Consider the following 21,195-nt stretch of genomic DNA (forward strand, 5'->3'; position numbering starts at 1 on the left):
GCTTCCGTTATGGTCACGCCGCTTCTTCCGGCGGTCTGCAGCCCAGGAACTGTCCTATGGAAATCAAATGGCTCGAAGACTTCGTGACGCTTGCAGAGACCTCAAGCTTCTCGCGGGCGGCGGAAATACGCAACGTCACACAACCTGCCTTCAGCCGCCGTATCAAGCAACTTGAAACCTGGATGGGCGCGCCCCTGATCAGTCGCGCCACCATGCCGGCTGAGTTGACACCGGCCGGGCGGAACTTTCTTCCCCTGGCTCAGGACGCGATCCGGATGTTTTACACGGCGCGGGAAACGCTGCGTCCACCTGCAGAACAGGGCCTGGTGCGCTTTGCGGCACTTCACACGCTGACGGTCACCTTTTTTCCCGTCTGGCTGCAGAAGATCCAGCGTACAAGCCGCAGGTTCGGCACGTCGTTCATCGCCGACCGCGGCGGTATCGAAGCAAATCTTGCCGCTTTGATTGACGGCGAAGCTGACTTCTTTCTGACCTATGCGAGCCGCGAAGTTCCGTTTCATCTTGATCGCAAAAGGTTTGCGCATCTTGTGATCGGCTCTGACCGCCTGATCCCAGTTGCTGCGCCGGCACTGCACGTCAACCAGTCGGTGGCTTTGGCCGAGAACATCATGGATCAGCCAGATGCTGCCGAGCGCTTGCTGCCTTACCTCGGCTACGGCTTCAGTTCGTTCTTCGGAGTTGCCCTCGGCAACTTGTTCTCGAGGCGAACGCCGTTCAAGCGCCAAACCATTCACGAAAGCACGATCAGTGCTGGCCTCAAGGAGCTCGCCTTGACGGGTGCGGGAGTTTGCTGGCTGCCGCAGAGCCTCGTTGAGAATGACCTGCGCAAAAAGGCGCTTGTCGCCTGCTCGGCAGATCCCGGATGGACGCTCGATCTTGAGATCCGGCTTTACCGCAGTTCGGAAAACAAGCGCAGCGGCGTGCTGGAAGCGCTTTGGCAGGCCGCCGGCGGTTAACAGCGGCAGACGGTCCTTGATCTGAGAACCCACCAGCTTCCCGCCGGACGCGCGCCGTCAGAAGTCGGTGGCGTGTTGTGTCAGCCAGTCACCCAAGGCCGGCACCATGCGACCATCGCGCCCCCGTGCAGGCGACGCGAAGCACAAGGCGTTCAAGATCGCTTCGGTTGTGGCTTCCACAGCAGCTTCGAACACGAGATCAATGCTCCCATCGTGGATGCGCTCGATGGACATGAAGGGCGACGCCGAACTGTGCAGCACCGGATCCGCAGTCGTGAAGGCTATCGAGATATCTCCGCTACCATGCCCCCAAAAGGAGCCGAGGCGTGCAAGGCCGGCAGCAGCGCGACGCGCCACCCGACTGAGTTGCCGATTGTCCAGCGGCACGTCCATGCCAAGAATGATGATGATCGACCCGCTCTCAGGCTGCTTTGCTTGCCGAGGGTCGGCCCTGCGCCCGTCCGGCAGGATCAAGTCCCCGGCTCTGCCGAAGTTGGACAACACCAGTGCACCCACAGTGAAGGAGCGGCTTGCAATCGAAATCAGCCGGGATGCACTGCCTATTCCAGATTTGAAGCCGAAGGAGGTCATGCCGGTACCTGCGCCGACATTGCCTTGCTGCACGGAACCGGTGCTTGCCGCGTCCAGCGCAGCCCAAGCGTCCTTTAGGCTGACGCTCATGGCCTGGATATCGTTGATCCTGCCATCGTTGCATTCCAGCACAAGCGGATTGACGGTGCTTGTTTCACGGCCGATTCCGGGATTGCTTTCGACGGCACGCTTGATCAGCGCTTCCGCGCAGGTCGCAACGGAAAACGTGTTCGTCAGCAGTATGGGCGTTTCGATTGTGCCGAGTTCGGCCAGTTGCATCAGCCCGACGGATTTTCCGAAACCGTTGATGATATCGGCTGACGCTCTCACCTTGGTTTGAAACAGGTCGCCGCCGTGGGGCAATACAGCTGTGACACCTGTGGCTGTTGTGCCCTCTGCGAGCGTTGTGTGCCCAACCAGAACACCCGGAACGTCGGTGATCACGTTAAGAGCGCCCGGCGCAAGGCGCCCGACATGAAAGCCGAATTGCCGTGCGGCCATCATCTTGCCCACCCTTTTCATGCGAACGCTTTCGGTGCACCCGTCGGCCGGTCCAGTTCCCCTCGCGCTGCCCGCAAGTAGAGCTCCTGCAAACGACGCGTCAGCGGTCCTGGCCGGCCGTTGCCGATCACTTGTTCCGCTATTCGTACAACGGGCGTCACGAAGGTCGAGGCGGAGGTGGCAAAAGCTTCAGCGGCCTGGAACGCTTCTTCAGGCGAAAAGGCGCGTTCTTCAAAGAAGATGTCCTCTGACTCACACAGAAGCCTCAGAGCCTTGCTTGTACAGCCAGGCAACACAGCATGTGAATTGGGGCGTGTGATGACGCGGTTGTCCTTGGTCACGATGAAGGCGGTTGCCGAACCGCCTTCTGTCACTTGCCCGTTCTCGAAGAACCACACATCCTCGAAGCCGTCCTGACTGGCGGCGCGCTTGGCGAGCACCTGTCCCAGCAACATCACGGTCTTGATGTCGCGCCGCAACCAGCGCGGATCAGGAACCAGATCCACGGCGATCCCCTTTTCCTGCGCCTGCGTGGGAGAAAGCCGGCGGGCACTGGTGAACGCAACAAAGGTGGGCTCGAGATCGTCGGCAAAAAGGAAGTTGCGTTCTCCTTTCCCTCGCGAAACCTGCAGATACACAGTTCCTTCCACGAGCCGGTTGCGCGCCACGAGTTCCGACTGGACAGCTTCGATATCAGCCAGCGACAGGGGCAGCGGCATGCCGAGTTCCGTCAATGAGCGCTCAAGGCGGCTCAGGTGGAAATCGTTGTCGATCAGCCGACCGCCCAAAACCGCGGTGACCTCATAGATGGCGTCCGCGAACAGGAAGCCTCGATCGAAAACGCTGATCCGCGCTTCGCTCTTCGGCACGAAGGCCTTGTTGCAATAAACCTGCTCCGCTTCCGACATCCGTACCGCCCAGCATCCAGCCAACCCTCTTGTAGATGCCAAGGCTGCCGAAGCGGCGCCAATTCCAATATCGCAAGACTTGATGCCGAAAGCACCTAGCCTGTTCTTCCCGGCGACGAGAAGGTCTCCAGCCGCAGCGGGACGTGAGCCTCAACGCTCCACCTTCGTTGCAAGGATCACGGAGGTCTGCGTACGCTCGACACCATCCAGTTCGACGATCGCGTCGATGACCCGATCGAGCGCCTCGACCGACTCCGCTGCCACGGTCGCGATCAGGTCGAACTCGCCGCTAACCGAATGCAGCGTACGCACCTGATGCATGGCGGAAAGTTCAGCGATCGTGCGCGCCGCCGACTTTGGTTTCACGGTAATCAGCACATGTCCCTTGACCACCGCCTTCTCGGCCAAAGCGCCACGCCGCAGTGTGTAGCCTGCGATCACTTTGGTCCGCTCCAGTCGTTCGATCCGCGCCTGAACGGTTGTGCGTGACAGGTTCAGCCGGCGCGCCAGTTCGGCAATCGGAAGGCGGGCGTTTTCCGCCAGGAGCGACAACAGTTCTTCATCCTTGCTCATTGGTCACTTTGCTGACTTTGCTTGGCACATCGACGGAAACCTGCAGTCGAACTTATCACTTGCACGGTTTGAAATGCCAAGTGGGCTGTGTCCTTCTGGCTATGGGCTTACGGTCGGAAGGGCTTCCCTATGAAGAAGATTGTTGTTGTTGGCGCCGGAAACATCGGCTCCACGATCGCCAGCATGCTTGCCAATGCGGGAGATTACGAAATCACCGTGTGCGACCGCGACGCCAGCCGCTTCGAAACGATCGATCAGCATGGAGCGATCAGCACGCAGGTGGTGGACATCACCGACGCACAGGCGCTCGGCACCCTGCTTTCCGACCGCTTTGCCGTTCTGAGCGCAGCTCCCTTCCATCTGACGACCCGCATCGCCGATGCCGCTGCCGCTGCGGGCATCCACTATCTCGACCTGACCGAGGACGTGGCTTCCACCCGGCACGTCAAGCAGTTGGCAAAGGACGCTCGGTCGGCCTTCATCCCGCAATGCGGTCTGGCGCCGGGCTACATCTCGATCCTTGCAAATGATCTCGCTCGCCGCTTTGACGCGTTGGAAACGGTCCGTTTGCGTGTGGGTGCGCTACCGCAGTATCCGTCCAACACCCTCAACTATAATCTGACCTGGAGCACGGACGGCGTCATCAACGAGTATATCGAGCCCTGCGAAGCAGTGGTCGAGGGCCAGTTGACCAAGGTTCCAGCCATGGAGGAGCGGGAGGAGTTCTCGCTTGATGGCATGACCTACGAGGCCTTCAACACCTCGGGTGGCCTAGGCACGCTTTGCGAAACCTATGCCGGTCGCGTGCGCACCCTCAACTACAAGACCATTCGTTACCCTGGACACGCCGCGATCATGAAGACGCTGCTCAACGACCTGAACCTTCGCAGCCGTCGCGACACGCTGAAGGACATCCTTGAAAAGTCCCTTCCCTCCACCAGCCAGGATGTGGTCGTGGTTTTTGTGACGGTCAGCGGCTACAAGGCTGGGCGCCTCGTCCAGGAAACGCATGCGCAGAAGATCTACAGCGGCCTGATCGGCGGTAAGCTCTACAGCGCCATCCAGATCACCACGGCCGCGGCCATCTGCGCCGTTCTTGACATGCTGGCGGGCGGCGAACTTCCGCAAAGCGGTTTCGTGCGGCAAGAAGACGTAAGCTTGGAAGCTTTTCTAAAGAACCGTTTCGGCCAACACTACGCAATTGAAAGGGCTGCCCAGAAGGCAGCCTGATGCCGTGCAACCTCTTTCTGTCTGAACCCCGCCATCGCGCCCGGACCTCGTATTTAACGATATATCGACACTTCTTCTGTGATACATTGCCTCCTGCAGAATAAGATTGTTACTTTTTCGCAAGCCAGCATCATTGTTCGTTCTTGCTTGGTGTTATCAAGATTGGTTGCGGCTCTTTGCTGAAGCAGCGGCGGGACTGGCGGCGATCATTGCGGTGCCGAACCACGCAAGCAACTGCTCTGACTGTCCACCGTCAGCTTCTGCAACGTCTACGCTAAAAAGCCGACGGGCTGCTCCCACCCATTCTGGCCGCACAAGCTGGAGAACAGCTCTGCCTAACCTTGGGGCCGTCTCCAGACGGTCCGCTTCGAGGTTGTATTTGCAGGAAAGCCGTCGTTTTTCGCATAGGTGCTTCAAAGCGGCGAGCGGGCTTGGTTGCCCGTCTTCAGAAACAGTCCTGCATCCGGTTGTGCGCCAGCCTCTCCCCGATGCCTGCGGATCACAGGCTGAAGAAAGTAGACCGGCATGTTCTCAACCGGCAGAGGTCGAGAGAAGAGAAAGCCTTGCAGCTGATCACATCCGATCCCCTGCAGGAACTTCGCCTGCGCCTCTGTCTCCACCCCCTCCGCGGTAATAGACATGCCGAGCGAGCGTCCGAGAGAGCTTATGGCCCGAAGGATATCGCATGCGATCCGGTCATGCTCGATCGCGGAGACGAAGGAGCGATCCATCTTTAGGCGATCGAAGGGGAACTTCCAAAGGTAGGAAAGGCTGGAGTAGCCGGTCCCGAAATCATCCATTGCAACGGAGATGCCCATCCCCTTCAGTTGCCTCAGCTTGTCCAAGACGTCCTCGGGTTGAGCGATAAAAAGGCTCTCGGTTATTTCTAGCTCAAGCCGTTGGGGGTCTAGCCGGGCCTCCGTGATCGCGCTTCGCACTGCTTCGACAATGCTGGAGCCTTCGAACTGCGCCGGCGAAAGGTTAACTGCCACCTTCAGATGTTCCGGCCAGGATGACGCCGTTCGACATGCCTCCTCTATCACCCAGCCGCCAATCGCTTTGATCAGTCCAGTCTGCTCTGCAATTGGAATGAACGTTGAAGGAGGAACAAGCCCGCGGGTTGGATGCTGCCAGCGGAGGAGCGCCTCAAACCCGGCGGGTTCACCAGTACCGGCGGCAATCAGAGGCTGAAAATGAAGGCACAACTCTCCTGCTTCAAGCGCGCTCGCCAACTCAGACCCCAGAAGCCGACGCTCCTGGGCGATGTCATCCATCCCTGTATGGAAGAAGCAGAATGTCGAGCGACCAGCGTCCTTTGCCTGATAAAGAGCAAGATCCGCACTACGAAGAAGAGTTTCCCCATCGGCGCCGTTGGAGGGTGCCATTGCAATTCCAATGGACGCGCTGACCCTGAAGATGTCGCCGTTAACTTCGACTGGCAGGACCGAGGCGTCGATGAGACGCTGCGCCAAGGCAGCTGCGGCATCGGTGGACGTACCTGATCGCTGGAGCACGGCGAACTCGTCACCCCCAAGCCTCGCAAGAGTATCTGGCGGTGCAACTACGGATGAAAACCGAGCCGCGATCTCTTCCAGGAGTCGGTCGCCGGCTGCGTGTCCCATCGTATCGTTCACAGCCTTGAACTGATCAAGGTCGATGAAATGAACTGCGAAGCACGATCCGGAGCGACTTTGGGCAAAGTGATCCGCGATAAGATCGTAGAAACTCGCGCGGTTCACTAACCCTGTTAATGGGTCGAAATGAGCCAAGTACGATAGCCGCTGCTCGGCCAGCTTAGTGTCGGTTACATCAGACGCGACGCCCCTGTAACCGATGTAGGCTCCTGTCTCATCGAAGCAGGGCTCCCCTGTCACACGCCACCATAGCTGTTGACCGCCGAGGGAGATGGGGATGGTGACATCCTTGAACGCTCGACGTGCACGGATGTTCAGCAAAAGATCCTTGGCAGCAGCGGTGCCAAGAGACTGCAGCTTCTTCAGAAGCTTCTGAATCGACGCACCCTCTAGCTCTTTCTGATCCGTGCCAGCAGCTTCTGCAAAGCGGCTAGACACATCACGTAAGCGTCGCTCAGCGTCGATGCGCCATAGCCAATCAGAGGAATTTTCTTCGAAGCTCTTGAGCAGCAACTCGATAACGGAGGTTTTCTCCCGCGCCTCCAACTCGGCTGCAACGCGGCGGATCAACATCTTTGAATGGAGGAGCGAGCCTGCCATGATGATGGCAGTCAAAATCCCAAACATGATTGCGAAGATGCCGTTTACCGGCCCCGCATCTGTTATCATGAAAATCGCCGACCCGGCGATAAGCGGAACCATAAACCCCACGACGGCTTGTGGCAGCGCCGCCAGCGCGAAGGCTCCGCCGCAGATCATCCCCATGATGACGGTATTTACCAGCAGGCGCAGGGTCGGATCCTCGTTCCCGATGAGCAGCATCGGCAGGAGGCCCCAAGCTCCTCCGAGGAAAACCGCGTTGCGGATCGCCCGGCTTGTCGCACGGTTTCGATGCCTGGGATTTCGAGCTCGTTCTTTTGGCGACCGATCGGATTGCAACCGCAGCAAGCGTGACGATTAGCAGTAGCCAGGCAACCACGAGACTGATGCGGGGAGAATAGCGAAGGCTCCATCCGATGACCACGGCGATCGCGATGTTCGCGAGCATCATAGGCACCGTCAGGTGGGAAATGGAGGCTAGTTGCTGGGAGCGAAACCGCCCAGCCATGGCTTCGTCGGTGGCGTCTATCCCGACCTGCAGGTCCAAGGCATCATCGATAACTCTGAAGATCCCTGACATGTCTTCTCCGCGCAGCATCTCGCGCCAGCTTCGCCACTGAAGCACCGTCTCCTATAAGGCTGTAGAAGTCGTTAGTGGCCGCTTGCAAAATGTTCTCCTTCAGGCACTGAGCTGCCAACGACGACGCCGGTATCCCGCGGCGGTCTTCCCTGTGCCACTAAGCGCAACCAGTTCGACAAGGGTCGCGTTCAGGAGCCCACCATATTCGTCTCATCAATTGGGTTAGCAGAGATGTGGAGGTAGTTGCGGCATTCTATGGGAACGTCATGGAAGGCGTACTCCTTCGCGAACCGAGGACTTTTCCGGTGAAAAGGTCTCGCGAGGGAACGGGCTACCTGACTCTGGAATTTGCACGTCTGGCTCAAATTGCTGCAGCGAGGGCGGCCTTTTTCTGGATGCGCCTACGGCCAATCAACTCGACATCGAGATCGCTGCGGACGAAGTCGACACCAACGGGGTCGATGCGCAACCATTTGCGGAAATTCACGCTACGCTCGCCATCCCGCCGGGCCATCCTCCGGCGGAAAAGGTTGTCGTCCATCCAGCCGACCTCGACAAACTGCCATTCGTTGCGCTGGCTCCGGAGGATACGACACGTCACGAGGCCGAGGCCATCTTCCACAAATACGGCGTCGCACCTCAAGTCGTAGTCGAGACCGCCTATTCCAGTACGATCTGCGCGATGGTGCTAGCGGGACTGGGTTGCGGTATCGTTGATCCGGTGACGGCGATAGGTTTCACCGACCGTGGACTCGTCCTTAGACCATTCGCGCCGTCTGTCAGTTTCCGGACGCTGATGCTCTTCCCAAACCAGAAGCGCTCTAGGATCGTCAAGGAGATGGCAGATGCCCTGCATAAGGAGCGGACGCTGTTGAGCCAATCGCATGATATGGCATCGGGATCCACCTGACTCGTCAGCAGCAGCTTAAGGCTTGTGTCGCCCAAAAGCTGCCGGTCGGCTTTCGACCCATTCTCAGTCATTGGTGCCTGCTTACCAGTCGCCCGTGGGAAATGTTTCGCCACGGCTGGAGACAGGGCTGGGAGCGGACGGTCAGCTCTAAGGGTCAGCCACACGAATAGCTGCGTTCCAGTTAGAATCACACTTACGACTGCCTCCCAAGGAGGCCAGCGCCTCGCCGATCCCGGTGCCGCCGCCGTGATGAGAATTGTGTTGTCTTCATAGGTGACTCCTTCAGTATTCGGGTGCCAGATCGCTGGGCGTGCCATCGGCCTAAACCCGACTGCGGGTCATCGGCGCCATCGCGAGGCGGTGCGGCAGTGGCAGGTTGCCGAGCTTTATCGCGGACCAGACATCGGTCATGTGAGTTCTCCTGAGTTTTTGAATGATGAGGGGTGAGGATCAAAGCTTGCCTTCGGCGAGCATCTCGCGGGTGCGCTTCAGCGTTGACAGCAGGGCGGCCTTGTAACCCTTGTCGCTGTCGAACTGCGCCTGCTCGGCCCGTTCCTCGGGGCCGTTCGGCTCCTTGTCGCGGAGGCCGATGTAGCAATAGAACCGAAGCTGAAGCGCCCCGCTGTCATCCTCGAACAGCTCGTTGATGATTGCGCCTTCGCGCGGGCCGGTCGCCTGAAAGAAGGTCACCTTGTTCTGCGGCTCGAGGGTAATGATCTCGCGCAGATCGGCGCCGGCGATTGTGGCTTCGCGCACGAAGTGGGTATTGCTCTCCTCCACAATGTCGCAGCGCGTGCAAAGGCCAGCCGGGAGAAACAGGCGCGCATCGCGGGCTTTCAGCTCAAGACCCTTCCAGGCCTGTTCGCGCGTGAGCTTTGGTTGCGCCGTCGGGGTTCACCGGAACAGTTGCGCTCGAATAGATCATGATCGTGTTTCCTTGGATTGAAGATTGGTGGAGCAGGGCTCAAGCGGAGATCTGGGCGGCGTAGTCGCGATAAGAGCGCAGCGGACGGCCAAGCAGGTTGGTCAGCCGATCGACGTCGCCAGCGGCCGGGATCATGCCGTCAGACAGGAAGCGTTCTGCCATCAGGCGCATGTCGAGTGCCATCCAGCTAGGCATGAACTGGCGCAGGTTCTGCTCGAACCCTGCGGTGTCATCCCCCGGGTAGGCGATCTGCCGGCCAAGAACGTCTGACCAGATCGCCGCGGCATCAGTGCCCGTCAACGTGTCGGGTCCGACCAGATTGATGCGGTTGAGCGGCAGCGGCGTGGCAGAGTGCTCGCGTCGGATCAGTTCGATCGCAGCAATCTCGCCAACATCGCGGGCGTCGATCATGGCGATGCCCTTGTGGCCGATCGGCATCGGATAGATGCCGTAGCCGGTGATGACATCCTTGATCGTGATCTCGTTGTCCATGTAGTAGGCGGGACGCAGAATGGTGGCGTTCATGCCCATCTGCTCGATCATCCGCTCGACTCCGAACTTGCCGGCGAAGTGCGGGACGTTCACATACACGTCGCTGTGGATCACCGAGAGATAGACGATCCGCTCGATGCCGACCTCTCTCGCGATGGCCAATGCGACCAGCGCCTGAGTGTATTCCTCCGCCACCACTCCGTTCAGCAGGAACAATGTGGAGACGCCCGAGAAGGCACGGCGAAGCGAGTCCACGTCGAGCAGGTCGCCCTGGACGACTTCCACGTCTGCGGAAAAGCTGGCTTTGGCCGGATCGCGAACCAGGGCTCGCACTTCGGCGCCGCGGTTCACGAGTTGTTCGACGACGTTGCGGCCGACATTGCCGGTGGCGCCGGTTACGAGAATGGTCATGTGGTCACTCCTGGGTTGAGCCGTTTGGCTGCCCTGGAAGTTAGCGATCCACATGCGCCGCAATAGACGCTATTTTTGGATGGTCCGTCTCATGAGTGGAACGTAATGGACCTTCTTGCGCTTGCCGATTTCATCCTCGTCGCCCGCCACGGTGGGTTCGGCCGCGCCGCACGCGCCACCGGGCGGCCGAAGGCAACGCTGTCCCGCCGGGTGGCAGAGCTCGAGGCGACCTTGGACTTGCGTTTGTTTGAGCGCGGCGCGCGTATGCTCAAGCTGACGGAGGAAGGGCGGGCGCTCTTTGGACGCGCCGGGCAGCTCCTGCTTGAGTTGGAGGAAACCGCGGCGGCTATTTCCTCCGGTGGCGGAAAGCCGAAGGGCCGTTTGCGGATCAGTTCGCCCCTGCTTTTCTCGCAAACTGCGATGGGCAAGCTCGCCGCCGGGTTCGCACTGAAATACCCGGAGGTGCGGCTTGAGGTGACAACTGAGGATCGTGCCGTGGATATGATCGAGGAAGGGTATGACTTGGTGATCCGGGTCAACCCAAACCCGGACGAGAGCCTTGTCGGGCGGGTCTTCCTGCACGACCGTCTGGTTGTCGTGGCAAGCCCTGACTTGGCGCGTCCCTCAGACGGCAGCGCCATCGCCGCAGTGGTTCGCTCAACAGGTGACCGGGTGACGTGGCACCTGAAGGCGGAAAGTGGCCGCACGAGCATCGCGGTCGATCCGGTTCTCGGCCTTTCATCACTTGTTGCCGTTCGCGACGCCGTTCGGGCCGGTGTCGGTGCTGCCCGCCTTCCCCTTTCGCTGGTCATGCATGATGTAGCGGACGGCACATTGGTGACTTGGGGCGATGTGGACGCGCCCGACATTGCGATCTGGACACTTTATCCGTCTCGGCGTCTGCTCAGCGCGCGCGTGTCGGCGTTTCTTGATCATCTGAAGCAAGCCTTTCCGAAGGGAACGCCAGACGAACTCGCCGCCTACGTCGGCAGATAGACCGGTTCGCAGATCAGATTCCCCAGGCGGATCGTAGCGAATGATGTGACCATGGCGTAGGCGCCGAGAAGGGAGCGGACGACGTGTCCGAACGGATGACGCGTGGCGGATGAGGCAACATAGCGGCACGGGCTCATGCCGCGGTGTTGTCTACAATGAGGTGCGGCCGCCCGCGCGAGCAAGTCTCGACGCGCGCTTCGACGCGATAAATCTCGCGCAGCATCGCGGGCGTGATGACCTCGGCCGTGGCCCCACCTGCCCGCATGCGTCCATCAGCGATGACAATCGTATGCTCGCAATAACGCAGCGCATGGTTGAGGTCGTGCAGCGCGATAAGCACCGCCATTCCAGTTTCCCGGGCGCGCCGCTGCATGAAGTCCAGCACCTCGATCTGACGGTACAAATCGAGCGCCGAGGTCGGTTCGTCCATCAAAAGCACGCGCGGTCTTCGCACGAGAGCCTGGGCGATCGATACAAGCTGTCGCTGGCCGCCGGACAGTTCGCCGAGACCGCGAAACGACAAGTCGCCAATCTGAAGCGCAGCGAGGATCGCGTCGATCTCCCCAAGCTCGTGGTCGGCCACGCGCCAGCCGGATCCCTGCTTTGCCGCGAGGAGCACGCTCTCGTAGACGGTGAGAACCGCATTTCCGCCCGTGTCCTGAGGCATGTAGCGGATGGCGTCCTCACCCTCGGCCCCAGTCAGATGGATCCTGCCCGGCCCCGTCACCAGGCCTGCGATGCGCTTGAAGAGCGTCGACTTGCCGGCCGCGTTCGGTCCGATCACTGCTGTCAGCGAGCCTCCCGGCAGCGAGCCCGTTTGGACATCGGAGAGAATCGTGTTCCGCCCATAGCGAGCGCCGAGGCCTTCAAGGGCAATGGCTACCATGCGCGTTTTCGACTCGTGAAGATCAGCACGAAGAAGAAGGGCACGCCGACCAGCGCGGTGATCACTCCGATCGGCAGGATCGCGCCCGGCAGCAACGTTTTCGAAACGACGGATGTCACCGACAGGAGCAGCGCACCGCAAAGAACAGAGGCTGGCAGGAAGAAGCGCTGATCCTCGCCAACGAGCATGCGTGCCATATGCGGCCCGACCAAGCCGATAAAGCCGATCGTTCCCACAAAAGAAACAGGGATAGCGGCCAGAAGGCTGACCGTCATCATGGTTGTGAGGCGCAGACGCCGCACGTCCACGCCGAAGCTCGCCGCCTTCTCCTCGCCCAGGCGCAGGGCTGTGAGCGACCAAGCCTGACGAGCGAAGAGGGGGACCGTGACGATGAGAACAAGCGCCGTGATGGCGACTTTGCCCCAGGTGGCCTTGGTCAGGCTGCCCATTGTCCAGAACACAACGGCGGCAAGCGCCTGTTCGGAGGCGAGGTATTCCAGCAGCGACAGGAGCGCGTTGAAGGTGAAGACCAGAGCAATGCCAAGCAGCACGATCGTTTCCACCGTGACACCGCGCATGGTGGAGGCGAAATGGATGAACATCGCCGCCGCCATGGCCATCAGGAAGGCGTTGATCGGTACCATGTAGGTGACCGCGAAGGGCAGGATCGCGGTGCCCATGACAAGCGCAAGCGCAGCGCCGAAGGAGGCTGCGGCCGAGATGCCGAGTGTGAAGGGGCTGGCGAGCGGATTGGCCAAGATCGTTTGCATCTGCGCGCCCGCGACCGACAGCGATGCGCCAACGGTCACCGCCATCAGGGCGATCGGCATACGAATGTCCCACACCACAACCCGAAGCTGATCGCTGACAGACGCAGCGTTGAACAAGGCGGCGAGGATCTGCTGAATGGTATAGTTTGCGGGTCCGAGCGCCATGTCCACGCAAACGCTGATGCAAAGCGCTGCAAGAAGCGCAGCGAGGAGCGCAGTACGGCGAAGGGCGAGAGCGCGATAGCGCACCCGCCCGTCCATCAGCGCGCGGCTTGTCGCGATTGCGGTCACTCCTTGTCCGTCAGTGAAACGAAATGGCCCGGCTTGTAATCCAGCGGCAGGAAACGGGCGTGCAGTTCCTTGAATGTCGCTTCCGGATCAAGATCACGGAAGAGCTCAGGATGCAGCCACTTGGCGATCTCCTGTATCGCGACGAACTGGTAGGGGTTGTTGTAGAACTGGTGCCAGATGGCGTGGAACTCGCCATTCCTGACGGCCTTGGTTCCGGTAAAGGCGGCTCGGTGAGTGAGCGCCTCCAGCTTCCGGCGTGCCTCGCCCTTGTCCGCGCCGTAGCCGACGCCGACCCAGGCGCCGCCCGGGACATAGGCGCCCCAGTTGCCGCCAGTGATGATCACCTGATCGGGATCCGAGGCGATGATCTGCTCCGGGTTTACCGTGCCGAACGTGCCGGGGATGATGTCTTTGGCCATGTTCCGGCCGCCGGCGATCTCCACCATCTTGCCGAAGTTTTCATCACCGAAGCTCATGCAGCAGTCTTCGGAGTAGCCGCCGGCACGCTCCATGAAGACAAGCGGAACCTCAGGCTTTTCCCTCTCCAAGACATCTGTCACCGCAGCAATGCTCTTTGCACGGAAGTCGATGAAGTCCTCGGCGAGCTTTTCCTTACCGAACAGTTTGCCGATGAGGCGCATGGATGGTTCAGTGTTCACCATCGGCTTCTCGCGGAAATCGACATACACGAGCGGGATGCCGACCTTGGCCAGCGTTTCGATGTAGCCGGCCTCCTCGGTTGCGGTTTTGGCGTCCACATTCATCAGGATGACGTCTGGCTTGAGCGACACGGCCTGCTCGACGTCGAAAGTGCCGTCCTTCATGCCGCCGAAGGTCGGCAAGTCGGCCATCTCAGGATACTTCGCGAGGTAGGCCTTATAAGTTTCGGGATCGGCCTTGCCGAGATCGTCACGCCATCCCACGATGTGCTTGAAGGGTGCTTCGCGTTCCAGCGCCGCCACGAAGTAAATCTGACGTCCTTCGCCCAGGATCACCCGTTGGACGGGCGCCTCGACCTGAACCTCGCGACCTGTCACGTCGGTGACCGTGACGGTCTCCGCAAGCGCCATGTCTGCCGCCGAAAATAGATAAGCGACGACAGCCAGAATTGTGTGAAGGAAGATCCGCATACCAAGCCCCCTTGTGGACGACGCGGCCTTCTACGGATACTGGAACGATTTAGTCAACTATTATGATTTAGAACTATTCAAGACTGGAATGAGCATCGATGGGCGGACAAGCAACGCAAAGCAACTACGGTCTTCGCGACGAGATCCAAGCATTCTGGTCCGAGCGCGCTGCGACCTTCGACGAGTTCCCAGGACACGAGATTTTTTCGGAAGCCGAGCAGCACGCATGGCATCGGCTCCTGACGCGTCATCTTGGACCGGCGGGCGAGCGAACCGTGCTGGACCTTGCTTCGGGCACTGGTGTGATCTCCCACCTGCTCGACGATCTTGGTTTCCGCGTGACAGGACTGGACTGGTCGGAAACGATGCTTGCCCGCGCGAAGGCAAAGGCCGCTGCTCGCAACCGCCGCATCGATTTCCGGTTGGGAGATGTCGAGCGCATTCTGGACGCTGACTCCAGCTTCGATGTTCTCGTCTGCCGGCATCTTGTATGGACGCTGGTTGACCCTGCCGCCTGCTTTCGCGAGTGGTTCCGTGTTCTTCGACCCGGCGGCAGCCTGCTGATCGTGGACGGTGATTTCGTTCGTCTAAGTTTCGCGGAGCGCGTGATATCGCGCATTGATGCTTTCGCAAGGCGCTGGCATACGCCCAGCGCTTCCACGCCCTCCCTTGCCCCTGATCTTGCGGAACGGCATCAAAGTATTCTGTCCCGCGTCCACTTCCGCGACGGAGCAAGGGCAGGCGACGTCGCCGCGATGCTCGCGCAGTCCGGGTTCGTCGACATCCGGATCGACAGGCATCTTGGCGACATCCATCGAGCGCAGGCGCGACACATGCCGTTCACGAAGGGGCTGGCGAGGCAGTTTCAACACCGCTACGCGATCCAGGCTTCGAAATCAGCTCGATGAATTCATCGAAGTGGCGCGCCGACGACGCCACTTGTGTGACGCCCGCGCAAGCCGAGGAGCGCGCCACAGACCGCTTTGTTCTCGCGTCGCTTGAGCCACCGTGCTGCGGCGGGAGAGCTGAGGATTAGCAGCGCAGGAGCAAGGTTCCGCAGGCGGTGAGCCTGATCAGCAGCTTTGAAGGATCCGATCGAGTTCCCGACCGTTCAGGTGCCATGCTGGACCTCAAAGACTTGTCACCTGATCCCTACATCGCGGTGCTGACGGGGCTGGGTTTCTTGATAGCGCTTGTCGCTTGGCTGCCGCTCGCGCTGAAACGTCTGCCACTGTCACTCCCCATTGTTTGCATCGGGCTCGGTGCCGCACTCTTCTCGATCCCGCAGGTCACGGACGAGCCGCTGCCAGTGGCTTATCCAGAAATCACGGAGCGATTTACCGAATTCGTGGTGATTATCGCCCTTATGGGGGCGGGCCTCAAGCTCGACCGGGTGTTCAGTTGGCGACGCTGGTCGGTAACGTGGCGCCTTCTTGCGATAACGATGCCGCTCAGCATCGCAGCCATCACCCTCATCGGCGGATGGTTGGTCGGGCTCCCTTGGATCATCGCCCTGTTGCTGGGCGCGAGTCTCGCTCCAACCGATCCGGTTCTGGCCGCCGACGTCCAAGTCGGTCCTCCGAGGTCTGGCGAGGAAGACGAGGTGAGGTTCGGCCTCACGTCCGAGGCCGGGTTCAACGATGGGCTAGCGTTCCCGTTCGTGAATCTGGCCATCGCGCTAGGTCTTGCGGCATCCACCGGGAAGCCATGGGCGCTGCAGTGGGTCACCCACAGCGTTCTATGGGAGATCGGCGCGGGCGTCGCAGGCGGTTGGCTGGTGGGCCGAGCCTTCGGCTGGCTGACGTTCCATGTTCCCGCCGATACCAAACTTGCCAAGACAGGTGACGGGTTGATCGCCATCGCCGCCACCTTCATCTCCTACGGTCTCACTGAGATGATCCAATGCTACGGGTTCTTGGCGGTCTTCGTCACGGCGCTGACCCTTCGGCATGCGCATCGCAACCACGACTTCCATAGAGAGATGCATGACATCACCGAACAAATCGAACGCCTAGCGATGATGATCCTGCTGCTCATGTTCGGAGGTGCCCTGGTGAAAGGTCTTCTCGCGCCGCTCACCTGGGTCGACATTGTATCTGCCGTCGTGATCCTGCTCGTCGTCCGCCCTGTGACCGGGCTCCTCGGGCTGATCGGGGTGAAGGCGGCATGGAGCGAAAAGCTGACGCTTGCCTTCTTCGGCATACGCGGACTCGGGTCCTTCTACTACCTGGCCTACGGGCTCAACCACATGGATGTGGAGGGCGGCGAGCGCCTTTGGGCGATCGTCGGATTGGTGGTCCTTCTGTCTGTGCTGCTGCATGGACTGACCGTGACACCCATCATGCGAGCCCTCGATCGGCTGCAAGGGCGGGATCCGGACGCAGACGAGGCCATACCGCCGCCCGGGTTGCAAGGTCCGGCGACCTGAACTGCCACCGGGGAATCTTCGACCCGTCTCTGCAGATGCTGGAAGCTGAATATCTACTGGCTCATCCGCTGAAGGGGCGCCCGGGAAAAGGCGCGTCGTAGCATCAACGCAATGTGACTGCCTAGCGGTAGGACTGGCAAATCGATGAGCGGAAGCTAGCGACATCCACCAAGCTGACTGGTGGCGCTGGCTTCACCTATGAGGACAAGGCGGTCGCCTACTATTTGGCCGCGCCTCTTCGCGGTGAACGGTCGATGCTTCAGGCAGGCATCGTCGAGAGCGTGGCGGTCCAGCAGGACGGTCACGGCCATCTTATGGATAGGTGAAGGCGTCGCTCTCACCGTAGCCGAAGTCGGCGGGCGTCGGAAGCCGGACGATCTAACCTCGACACAAGCGACGCGGGTCCGCCGTCGCTACTTCAAAGATGCGGACGCGTTCGGCAAAGGACTGATCTTCGACCTCGACGCCGAACTGGCGCACGATCTGCACCAGCGCTTGTTGATGATAACCACCGGCGTCGTGGCTCATCGCCTCTCGTGTCTTGGCCGTACAAATCGCTTCAAACTGATTTTCTAGGTCGACGGTTGCACGCGCCAACCGCTGCTTGGCCGTCCGCAGGTCCTGCGTGCGCAGCGACGTTACGACGAGTTTCCGGCCGAAGCTGGGAGCGACCTCGGCTGGAACGCAGACGCGGCAGTAGAAGGTCTTGCCGCGGATCATCAGGCGCTCAGGCAGCGCCGGCATGTGAAGAGCCCACTATAACACTTCCTGCTACAAGTGGGCTGGATGCTTGGTAGGAGCTACTCACCTCAACAGAATCAACGACTTACGCGTTGATGGTGCCCAGGAGAGGACTCGAACCTCCACGCCTCGCGGCACACGGACCTGAACCGTGCGCGTCTACCAATTCCGCCACCTGGGCAGGTGAGCGAGGCCGATGTACGTGCCCCGCCGATGCGTGTCAACGACCAAATCCGCCAGCCGCGGCCTTTCTTTGCCCCGGCGAGCCGGCAGGTGCCGAGCGACGCGGCACCCATGCGGGCGCCTAGAGAACTTCCTTAGAGGCCACGGTGGAATCGGCGTTGAGCCGGTACAAGATGGGAACGCCCGTGCCGAGTTCCATCGACACCACTTCTTCTCCGCTCAGGCCGTCCAGCGCCATGATCAGGGCGCGCAGCGAATTGCCGTGGGCCGCCACCAGAACCGTTTCGCCGCGCAGCACATGCGGCTGAATGTCGTGCAAGTAATAGGGCCAAACGCGGGCGCCCGTGTCGCGCAGGCTTTCGCCGCCCGGCGGAGGAACATCGTAGGAGCGGCGCCAGATATGCACCTGTTCCTCGCCCCATTTGGCACGCGCATCGTCCTTGTTGAGGCCCGACAGATCGCCGTAATCGCGTTCGTTCAGCGCCTGGTGGCGCACGGTGGGAAGCGCGTCCTGCTTCAACTCACCGAGGATCAGCGCGCAGGTGTCCTGCGCACGCTTCAGCGAAGATGTGAAGGCGGTGTCAAACCGGAGCCCCTGCGCCGCAAGCTTGGTGCCGGCAGCAATCGCTTCCCTTGTTCCCTGCTCCGTCAAGTCGGGATCGCGCCAGCCGGTGAAGAGGTTCTTCAGGTTCCATTCGCTTTGGCCGTGGCGCACGAGCACGAGGGTGCCGGACATTTCGCTTCTCCCAGGTGGATATCAGTTGATCGGCTTGAAGTTCGTCATGCGAGACCAAGAACGTCGCGCATGGAGTAAAGGCCTGGCTTGCGGCCGCGGCCCCAGAGCGCTGCAGCCAAGGCTCCGCGGGCAAAGATCGCGCGGTCTTCCGCGACGTGGCCAAGCGTGATGCGTTCGCCCGTTCCGGCCAGGATCACCGAATGGTCGCCCACAACAGAACCGCCGCGCAACGTCGCAAAGCCGATCGAACCAGCCTCCCGCGGGCCGGTGTGGCCATCGCGCACGCGCACGCTCTGGTCGGCCAGCGCGATTTCGCGCCCCTTTGCGGCGGCTTCTCCCAGCATCAGGGCCGTTCCGGATGGCGCATCCACCTTTTGACGGTGGTGCATTTCCAGAACCTCGATGTCGAAGTCGGCGGCGGGAAGCGCCTTGGCTGCTTGTTCCACAAGGGCCGCCAGGAGATTGACGCCGAGGCTCATATTGCCGGACTTGATGATCGTGGCGTGGCGCGCTGCGGCGTTAATGCGGGCATCATGCTCCGGCGCACACCCGGTGGTCCCGATCACATGCACGATGCGTGCCTGCGCGGCATAACCGGCGAACTCAACCGTAGCTGCGGGCGAAGTGAAGTCCAGCACGCCATCGGCCTTTGCAAACACCGGCAGCGGATCGTCAGAAACCGGCACGTTCAACGGGCCGACACCCGCCCCTTCGCCGGCATCGCGCCCCAGAACCGCGGAACCGGCGCGTTCCACTGCCCCGACCAGCACGGCATCGTCCGATTGGGCGATCACCCGGATCAGCGCCTGCCCCATTCGGCCGCCGGCACCCACCACAACCAGGCCCATTCTGCTCATCAGCTCAGCTTCCTCATGGGCGCAGCGGTCGGCTCTTGGCGAGGGTTGCGATCATCCACCAGTTCCAAGCCGTTCTTGTGGCCCTGGAGGCGGTGGAAGCGTGCGTAAATGCCGTTTGGATCTGCCAGCAGTTCCTCGTGCCGTCCTTGTTCAACGACCTGGCCGCTGTCCATCACGACGATCTTGTCGGCGCCCACCACGGTCGACATGCGATGCGCGATCACGACGGTGGTGCGCCCCTTCATCACGCGTTCCAAGGCAGCCTGCACCTTGGCTTCGCTTTCGTTGTCCAGCGCAGAGGTTGCCTCGTCCAGCACAAGGATCGGCGCGTCACGGATGATGGCGCGGGCGATCGAGATGCGCTGGCGCTGGCCGCCGGACAGCGTGGCGCCGCTTTCCCCAACCAGTGTCTCATAGCCGTCCGCCTGCGCCCGGATGAACTCGTCGGCAAAGGCGATCCGCGCGGCTTCCTCGACCTCTGCATCCGTGGCACCCGGCCTGCCATAGCGGATGTTGTCGCGAATGGTGCCTTCGAACAAATACGGCTGCTGCGACACATAAGACAGGCGGCTGCGGAGCGACTGCTTGGTGACCGCTGCGATGTCCTGACCATCCACCAGGATGCGGCCTTGGTCGAGATCGTAGAAGCGCAGCAACAGCGCGATCAGCGTGGACTTGCCGGCACCGGAACTGCCAACGATGGCCGTGGTTTCGCCGGCGCGCGCCTCGAAGTCGACGTCGCGCAGGATGGGCAGGGCTTCCTCATAGGCGAAGCTTACGCGCTCGAAGCGAACCGCCCCCTTCTCAACCGCCAGTTCGGTGGCGCCGGGCGCATCGCGTTGGTGCGGCTCGATGTCGAGGATCTCGTAGATCATGCGCGCATTCACCAGCGCTTTTTCCAGATTGACCTGGACGCGCGCCAGCCGGCGCGCCGGATCGTAGGCCAGCATCAAGGCCGTGATGAAGGCGAACACGGCACCGGGCGGCAGCTGCTCGTAGGCTGCGCGGTAGCCGGAATACGCGATCACGCCGGCGACGGCAAAGCCGGCCAGGATTTCAGCAATAGGCGTGGTGCGCTCCGATACCCGCGCGATCTTGTTGGCGCGCTGCTCGGAATCGGCGATCAAAAGGCTGATCCGTTGCGACAGCTGCTCTTCCATCGTGAAGGCCTTCACGATGGCGACGCCCTGCGTGGCTTCCTGGATGGCGCCCACGAGGCGGGAATTCACCACCACGGCCTTGCGGGCTGCCTTGCGCAGCCGCCGCATCAGCGTGTTGACCGCGAAGATCAGAGGCGGCCCGATCAGAAGCGCAAAGGTGGCAAGCAGCGGGTCCTGGTAGATCATTACGGCCAGGAGGGCGATCAGTGACACCGCATCGCGTGCTACGGAGGTCAACGTCATGGACAGAAGGTCACGGACGCCGTTGACGTTTTCGGTGATGCGAGCGGCCAGCTGCCCGGAGCGCTGGTCGGTGAAGAAGCCGATGCCGAGCTTCATGAGGTGGTCGAAGATGCGCTTCTGGTAACGCGCCACAAGGTTGTTGCCGACGCGCGCAAGGATAACCGACTGCGCGTAGGTGGCTAGTCCGCGGATCAGGAAGGCGGCAAAAATCGCGCCGCTGATGACCGCGATCAGGTCAGCGCGGGCATTTACAAAGATCTCGTCGATGACATCGCGCATGATCCAGGCGCTGAAAGCCGTGGTCGCCGCGATGGCGAGAAGACACAGGATCGCCAGAACATAGGACCAGAAATAATCGCGGCCGTTTTCAGCCAGCATGCGCTTCAGGATGGCGAAGGTTTCGCCACGGAAGATGCCAGGCTTCGGCGAACTCGTTGTTGGA

At 61.0% G+C, this 21,195-nt stretch carries 18 protein-coding genes, 1 tRNA gene and 1 pseudogene; 6 read left to right on the plus strand and 14 right to left on the minus strand.

The annotated features are described in order from the left end of the window. Window positions 1-56: 56 nt before the first annotated feature. Window positions 57-977, plus strand: coding sequence for a LysR family transcriptional regulator (locus J5Y06_RS00860; RefSeq protein WP_209333232.1), 921 nt, complete (start codon window positions 57-59; stop codon window positions 975-977). 57 nt (window positions 978-1,034) lie between these two features. Here J5Y06_RS00860 and J5Y06_RS00865 read toward each other — a convergent pair whose 3' ends face one another. The 3 genes from J5Y06_RS00865 to J5Y06_RS00875 all read right to left on the minus strand — a co-directional run bounded on the left by J5Y06_RS00865 (window position 1,035) and on the right by J5Y06_RS00875 (window position 3,550). Beyond that, window positions 1,035-2,072, minus strand: coding sequence for a DmpA family aminopeptidase (locus tag J5Y06_RS00865; RefSeq protein ID WP_209334305.1), 1,038 nt, complete (start codon window positions 2,070-2,072; stop codon window positions 1,035-1,037). 14 nt (window positions 2,073-2,086) lie between these two features. Next, the gene (locus J5Y06_RS00870; protein WP_209333233.1) at window positions 2,087-2,977 is read right to left on the minus strand and encodes a D-amino-acid transaminase; all 891 of its coding nucleotides are present in this window, start codon (window positions 2,975-2,977) and stop codon (window positions 2,087-2,089) included. A 150-nt stretch (window positions 2,978-3,127) separates the two neighbouring features. Continuing rightward, window positions 3,128-3,550, minus strand: a complete 423-nt coding sequence (locus J5Y06_RS00875) for an Lrp/AsnC family transcriptional regulator (RefSeq protein ID WP_209333234.1) — start codon at window positions 3,548-3,550, stop codon at window positions 3,128-3,130. Window positions 3,551-3,679: 129 nt separating this feature from the next. On the opposite strand from J5Y06_RS00875, the gene J5Y06_RS00880 reads away from it, so the two are divergent. Then, window positions 3,680-4,780 carry a saccharopine dehydrogenase family protein gene (locus J5Y06_RS00880; protein ID WP_209333235.1) on the plus strand — a complete coding sequence of 367 codons (1,101 nt, stop codon included), beginning with the start codon at window positions 3,680-3,682 and terminating at the stop codon, window positions 4,778-4,780. Between the two features lie 413 nt (window positions 4,781-5,193). On the opposite strand, the gene J5Y06_RS00885 is transcribed toward J5Y06_RS00880, so the two are convergent. Continuing rightward, complete coding sequence (locus J5Y06_RS00885; RefSeq protein ID WP_209333236.1) at window positions 5,194-7,236, minus strand: putative bifunctional diguanylate cyclase/phosphodiesterase; 2,043 nt, start codon at window positions 7,234-7,236, stop codon at window positions 5,194-5,196. Between the two features lie 785 nt (window positions 7,237-8,021). On the opposite strand from J5Y06_RS00885, the gene J5Y06_RS00890 reads away from it, so the two are divergent. Next, window positions 8,022-8,504, plus strand: a complete 483-nt coding sequence (locus J5Y06_RS00890) for a LysR substrate-binding domain-containing protein (RefSeq protein WP_342453375.1) — start codon at window positions 8,022-8,024, stop codon at window positions 8,502-8,504. A 450-nt stretch (window positions 8,505-8,954) separates the two neighbouring features. Here the strand turns inward: J5Y06_RS00890 and J5Y06_RS00895 are convergent. Both J5Y06_RS00895 and J5Y06_RS00900 read right to left on the minus strand, forming a co-directional pair. Beyond that, window positions 8,955-9,429: pseudogene (locus J5Y06_RS00895) on the minus strand (SRPBCC family protein). Between the two features lie 39 nt (window positions 9,430-9,468). Beyond that, the gene (locus J5Y06_RS00900) at window positions 9,469-10,332 is read right to left on the minus strand and encodes an SDR family oxidoreductase (protein WP_209333237.1); all 864 of its coding nucleotides are present in this window, start codon (window positions 10,330-10,332) and stop codon (window positions 9,469-9,471) included. Between the two features lie 105 nt (window positions 10,333-10,437). Between J5Y06_RS00900 and J5Y06_RS00905 the strand changes: the two genes are divergently transcribed. Next, window positions 10,438-11,328, plus strand: coding sequence for a LysR family transcriptional regulator (locus J5Y06_RS00905; protein ID WP_209333238.1), 891 nt, complete (start codon window positions 10,438-10,440; stop codon window positions 11,326-11,328). 133 nt (window positions 11,329-11,461) lie between these two features. Here J5Y06_RS00905 and J5Y06_RS00910 read toward each other — a convergent pair whose 3' ends face one another. The 3 genes from J5Y06_RS00910 to J5Y06_RS00920 are packed head-to-tail and all read right to left on the minus strand — an operon-like array spanning window position 11,462 to window position 14,405. Beyond that, a complete protein-coding gene (locus J5Y06_RS00910; protein ID WP_209333239.1) occupies window positions 11,462-12,214 on the minus strand; it encodes an ABC transporter ATP-binding protein in 753 nt (250 codons plus the stop codon). Continuing rightward, entirely contained in the window at window positions 12,208-13,245 is a 1,038-nt protein-coding gene (locus J5Y06_RS00915) for a FecCD family ABC transporter permease (protein WP_245247610.1), read from the minus strand. Before J5Y06_RS00915 ends, J5Y06_RS00910 begins: the two co-directional genes overlap by 7 nt. A gap of 26 nt (window positions 13,246-13,271) precedes the next feature. After that, entirely contained in the window at window positions 13,272-14,405 is a 1,134-nt protein-coding gene (locus J5Y06_RS00920) for an ABC transporter substrate-binding protein (RefSeq protein WP_209333241.1), read from the minus strand. A 98-nt stretch (window positions 14,406-14,503) separates the two neighbouring features. Here J5Y06_RS00920 and J5Y06_RS00925 point away from each other — a divergent pair, with 98 nt between their 5' ends. Together J5Y06_RS00925 and J5Y06_RS00930 are read left to right on the plus strand one after the other, a co-directional pair. Continuing rightward, window positions 14,504-15,313 carry a class I SAM-dependent methyltransferase gene (locus J5Y06_RS00925; RefSeq protein ID WP_209333242.1) on the plus strand — a complete coding sequence of 270 codons (810 nt, stop codon included), beginning with the start codon at window positions 14,504-14,506 and terminating at the stop codon, window positions 15,311-15,313. A gap of 212 nt (window positions 15,314-15,525) precedes the next feature. Further along, the gene (locus J5Y06_RS00930) at window positions 15,526-16,833 is read left to right on the plus strand and encodes a cation:proton antiporter (protein WP_209333243.1); all 1,308 of its coding nucleotides are present in this window, start codon (window positions 15,526-15,528) and stop codon (window positions 16,831-16,833) included. 378 nt (window positions 16,834-17,211) lie between these two features. On the opposite strand, the gene J5Y06_RS00935 is transcribed toward J5Y06_RS00930, so the two are convergent. The 5 genes from J5Y06_RS00935 to J5Y06_RS00955 form a co-directional block, all read right to left on the minus strand. Then, on the minus strand, window positions 17,212-17,577 hold the full coding sequence (locus tag J5Y06_RS00935) for a DUF6538 domain-containing protein (protein WP_209333244.1): 366 nt from the start codon (window positions 17,575-17,577) through the stop codon (window positions 17,212-17,214). A 93-nt stretch (window positions 17,578-17,670) separates the two neighbouring features. Continuing rightward, a tRNA-Leu gene (locus tag J5Y06_RS00940) sits at window positions 17,671-17,755 on the minus strand. A gap of 123 nt (window positions 17,756-17,878) precedes the next feature. Further along, on the minus strand, window positions 17,879-18,493 hold the full coding sequence (locus tag J5Y06_RS00945; protein WP_209333245.1) for a 2,3-bisphosphoglycerate-dependent phosphoglycerate mutase: 615 nt from the start codon (window positions 18,491-18,493) through the stop codon (window positions 17,879-17,881). 44 nt (window positions 18,494-18,537) lie between these two features. Continuing rightward, window positions 18,538-19,350 (minus strand): 4-hydroxy-tetrahydrodipicolinate reductase, encoded by an 813-nt coding sequence (gene dapB, locus J5Y06_RS00950; RefSeq protein ID WP_209333246.1) that lies wholly within the window; start codon window positions 19,348-19,350, stop codon window positions 18,538-18,540. Further along, entirely contained in the window at window positions 19,350-21,131 is a 1,782-nt protein-coding gene (locus J5Y06_RS00955) for an ABC transporter ATP-binding protein (protein WP_209334306.1), read from the minus strand. Before J5Y06_RS00955 ends, dapB begins: the two co-directional genes overlap by 1 nt. Window positions 21,132-21,195 lie beyond the last annotated feature (64 nt).

It is taken from the genome of Tianweitania sediminis, assembly GCF_017813335.1.
GTDB classification, from domain to species: Bacteria; Pseudomonadota; Alphaproteobacteria; order Rhizobiales; family Rhizobiaceae; genus Tianweitania; species Tianweitania sediminis.